Raw genomic sequence first — 4,283 nt, 5'->3', positions numbered from 1 at the left:
AATTTGGTGACGAGTAAAGCTAGAAGTATGGCAGGCTTTTTAAGGGGGACTTATGCATCGTTATGTGCATACCAATTAACTCAGCAGAATAAGCCAACAATTCAAATTATGACGTCACTGGCTTAAACAGGATTCGGGTTACTTAATATTTTTTTTAGCTTCTTCCACTATATATTTTATTTCCTGATTTTTTCTTCTCTTTTCATCTTTATATATATGTAGACCTAAAGCTAGGGTCATAATTGTTAATAGTGAAGCAGTAAGACCTATTTTTTGCATATTTTCTCTTTAAGAATTATATTGTTTTTCTTGGTTTTAAAAATAAAAAAAGCGCTCATAAGTGCTTTTTTTAATATCTGTGGTTACTTATACAGCAACAATATTCACAGCATTTGGGCCTTTTTGACCTTGAGTAATGCTGAATTCAACTTGTTGACCTTCAAGTAAGGTCTTGAAGCCCGAGCTAGCGATTTCGCTAAAATGAGCAAAAACATCTGGACCTGATTCTTGTTGGATAAAACCAAAACCTTTAGATTCGTTGAACCATTTTACAGTACCGGTAACAATATTTGAGTTTGACATAATAAATCCTACTGATTTTTAATAATTTTTAGCCATTTTATTGACTGAGTATAACTTTGAAAATAATAAAGATTGGAACTTAAAATCTGAAAAAAAACGAAGGATTATGACTAAAACTACGATACTTAAAGAAGATTTACCGAAACAAGACTTTTTTTCTAGTTGAGCTCATTATATAGGAAAAAAATAAATAATCAAGTTTCCTTATATACATATTTAAATTATTTATAAAACAACAAGTTTTCTGAAAATTTGGACTTAACCAATAATGTTCTATTCAGTCTTCATAAAACAGCATTTTAAGAGATATATCTTTGATCTTTCTTTTTTAAATTCTAGGAGAAGTTTTATCCTGAGTAATACTCTAAAAAAAATAGCTAAAAAATTACTTTTTATTGATTGCTTCAAATATTTAAAAACCGCCATTCAGGCGGTTTTTAGGCAGTTAATCTTTTATAGCTAATTTTTTTCAAATTAATAAATAATAAGATTAAATTTGCAATGTTACATAAGCTCTTTGTAGATGGGAAACAATCATCATTCCCGAAATTAGAAACGCCAATATCATTATTAAAGAGCTATACAATCGCATTCATTTACTTTTCATATTTTCTAGGTTACAGATTACCCTTGTATTGTTACAAATACAATGAAGAATTAATTGATTAGCCTTTTATTCAAGCTACTTTTCAGAATTTTTTAAAGGTTTTAAGTTTAAATGACAGCTCAATTGTATATAACCCGAATCCTGCTTAAGGAAGTGAGATCATTTATCCTGAGACTTATCCATCAGTTTGAGCATAAAAAAGTCTATGATTTGATAACACTAAAAACTGATTAAAATTAATCATAAAATTATAGTTATTTTATGATTTTAAAGAAAAAACTGTAATAGCCCCCAATTAAAACGGACACTTCTCAATTAAGACCTAGTCATAGCACTAGGGTTAAGGAGTGTTCTATGGAACGTATTGAAGTTATTACGTAAGCGTCCGCTGAACCCCACTTTTCTTATCTGCTTAACATCCCGATAGTGTCCATTATTTATTAAATGGACATCATGTTTATGGCCTTAGACACTTTTATAGACACTGAACAAACGATAAAGCGAACTCGTAGAATCTTTGTACCTGAGTTTAAACAACACCTTGTCGAGCTTTGCCAACAGCCAGATACATCAGTGGCCAAAGTAGCAATGCAACATCAGGTCAATGCCAATCTGCTACATAAATGGATTCGTCAGTCCAGATCAATGCCCCCTGCATTAAAAACCCCATCCATTCCACAGACCGACTTTCTTCCCGTCATTGTTCACCCGACGCCAGTCAAACAAGAGACATCTCCGCCACCTGTGCCGGAGAAGAAAGCTGTCGCTCATATCAGAATTCCACTGCATCAGAAACAATGTTCCGCAAGAGATCAGGTGATCGAAATCGAATGGCCAGTGGAGTCTGCAACTGAATTACTGTTACTCATCCAAGGTTTGACTCAATGATCCATATAAATGAAATCTGGCTCTCTACCCAGCCGATGGATATGCGTGCAGGGATGGATACTGCCATGGCTCAGGTGGTGAGAGCCTTTGGCTACATCAAACCGCATTGCGCTTACCTGTTCTGTAATAAACGTGGCCATCGTATGAAAGTGCTGGTACATGATGGATTAGGCATCTGGCTGTGTGCCCGTCGGCTGGAACAGGGAAAATTCCACTGGGCGCAGGTTCATCAGGGTGAAAGCGTGGCGATCAGCACGGAACAGTTGCAGGCACTGATCCAGGGTTTGCCCTGGCAGAGAATTGGACGACAGCAGGTGGTGACTATGCTCTAAACCAAGCTCGTCCATTCTGCTATTCTCCAAACGTTCTATTTCCTCTGCGTCATGACCTCAGGCATACTGCGGTCATGAATACGCTGCCTGATTTAAGCCAACTGACCCATACACAACTGCTGGAATTTACCCGGCAGTTGGCGCTGCAGCATCAACAACTCGCAGAAGATAAACAACACTTAGATGTCAAAGTTCAACATCTTGAAGTAACCAATCAACATCTTTCTATTCTCACGCAAAAATACGAGCATGAGCTCGCACTATTTAAGCAGCACAAATTCGCCTAAAAGAATGAACACCTAACAGCAAAACAAATCCATCTATGGGATGAAGCGGTTGAAGAAGATATCGCAGCGGTTGATCTGGAACTGGAGCGGCTAAATATAGATAAAACAGATGCAGCGACACAGAAAGCCACAGTTAACAAACCGAAACGTCGACCGCTCCCAGATCATCTACTCACTCTCCGTATTGAGCATGAACCTGCATCAACCCAATGCGCTTGTGGATGCCAACTCCGTCGTATCGGTGAAGATGTCAGTGAAAAACTGAATTTTAGACCGGCACAGTTCTATAAGGAACAGCATGTACGTGGTAAATGGGTCTGTGATCAGTGCGACACCCTGACTCAGCAAGCGATGCCTGCTTATGTGATTGATAAAGGCATTGCCAGTCCTGAACTGCTTAGCCATGTGCTGGTGTCCAAGTATGCCGATCATTTACCGCTGTACCGTCAACGTCAAATCTTTCTACGCGCAGGTATTGATCTGTCCAGATCCACATTATCTGACTGGATTGGTCGCTGCGGGGTGGAACTTGAACCCTTGACGGATGCATTAAAACAGCTTGTGCTGCAGCAGCGGGTGATCCATGCAGATGAAACGCCGGTCACCATCATGCAGATGGGTGAGGATGAGAAAAAACCGAAGAAAGGTTATGTCTGGGCCTATGCCACGACACAGTACAATCCGGTTCAGGCGGTGATCTATGACTTTCAGCCGAGCCGTTCAGGTCAGCATGCTGAAGACTTCCTGAAAGGCTGGCAGGGTCATTTGGTCTGTGATGATTATAGTGGTTATAAAGCCCGCTTTAGATCAGGCGATGTCATTGAGGTGGGCTGCATGGCACATGCACGTCGTAAATTCCATGAACTGCATGTGACCGGGAAAAGTCAGATCGCTGAACAGGCATTAGTGCTGATTCAGAAACTGTATGCCATAGAAGCAGAACTCAGGAAAAAGACGGATGGTACAGCGCAACAACGCTGCGAATACCGGCAACAGCATAGTCAACCGGTGATGCAACAACTGTATGAATGGTTAAACCAACATTATCTGATGGTGCCATCGAGTTCTCCAACCGCCAAGGCAATCAATTACAGTCTGAAGCGTTGGCCAGCCTTAAGCCGCTATCTGGATGATGGCAATCTACCCATTGACAATAATTGGATAGAGAACCAAATGCGTCCCTGGGCCTTGGGGCGTAAGAACTGGCTGTTTGCTGGCTCGCTGCGCAGCGGCCAACGAGCTGCCAATATCATGACTTTAATCCAGTCAGCAAAACTGAATGGCTTGGATCCGTATGCCTATTTAAGTAATGTGCTGAAAAGGTTGCCGACACATAAAGTGAGCCAAATAGAAGAATTGCTGCCGCACCGCTGGAAACCCGACCAAAATTAAAAAATAGCTATGGGGTTCAGCGCACGCTTACGTTATTACATCAGTTCAACGTCGTCGACGTTATTCAGGTCAGGAAAAAGCTCAGTTTGTCGCCATGACCATGCAACTAGGCTCATCCGTTTCCTCTGTTGCCAGACAGTATGGCATCTCACCAAGTTTGCTGTTTAAATGGAAAAGACTTATGCAGGATGGTGG

General features: G+C 40.6%; 5 protein-coding genes and 2 pseudogenes. 5 read left to right on the top strand and 2 right to left on the bottom strand.

The window, feature by feature from the left end:
* Window positions 1-126 (top strand): annotated as a pseudogene (locus ACKI4H_RS11410) (IS982 family transposase); the annotation flags it as partial.
* Between the two features lie 12 nt (window positions 127-138).
* Here ACKI4H_RS11410 and ACKI4H_RS11405 read toward each other — a convergent pair.
* Together ACKI4H_RS11405 and ACKI4H_RS11400 are read right to left on the bottom strand one after the other, a co-directional pair.
* Complete coding sequence (locus tag ACKI4H_RS11405) at window positions 139-279, bottom strand: hypothetical protein (protein ID WP_407305791.1); 141 nt, start codon at window positions 277-279, stop codon at window positions 139-141.
* An 87-nt stretch (window positions 280-366) separates the two neighbouring features.
* A complete protein-coding gene (locus ACKI4H_RS11400; protein ID WP_407305789.1) occupies window positions 367-582 on the bottom strand; it encodes a cold-shock protein in 216 nt (71 codons plus the stop codon).
* Window positions 583-1,648: 1,066 nt separating this feature from the next.
* On the opposite strand from ACKI4H_RS11400, the gene tnpA reads away from it, so the two are divergent.
* From tnpA to ACKI4H_RS11380, 4 genes and pseudogenes are all read left to right on the top strand, one after another.
* Window positions 1,649-2,077, top strand: coding sequence for an IS66-like element accessory protein TnpA (gene tnpA, locus ACKI4H_RS11395; protein ID WP_407305787.1), 429 nt, complete (start codon window positions 1,649-1,651; stop codon window positions 2,075-2,077).
* Window positions 2,074-2,409, top strand: a complete 336-nt coding sequence (tnpB, locus tag ACKI4H_RS11390) for an IS66 family insertion sequence element accessory protein TnpB (protein WP_407305785.1) — start codon at window positions 2,074-2,076, stop codon at window positions 2,407-2,409. Before tnpA ends, tnpB begins: the two co-directional genes overlap by 4 nt.
* 74 nt (window positions 2,410-2,483) lie before the next feature.
* Window positions 2,484-4,088 (top strand): annotated as a pseudogene (tnpC, locus tag ACKI4H_RS11385) (IS66 family transposase).
* A gap of 34 nt (window positions 4,089-4,122) precedes the next feature.
* Window positions 4,123-4,283: transposase (locus tag ACKI4H_RS11380; RefSeq protein WP_407305793.1), on the top strand; the 161-nt coding region annotated here is incomplete at its 3' end.

This window comes from Acinetobacter sp. (genome assembly GCF_045628685.1).
Lineage (GTDB): Bacteria > Pseudomonadota > Gammaproteobacteria > Pseudomonadales > Moraxellaceae > Acinetobacter.
This window is presented reverse-complemented; position numbering and strand designations above follow the sequence as displayed.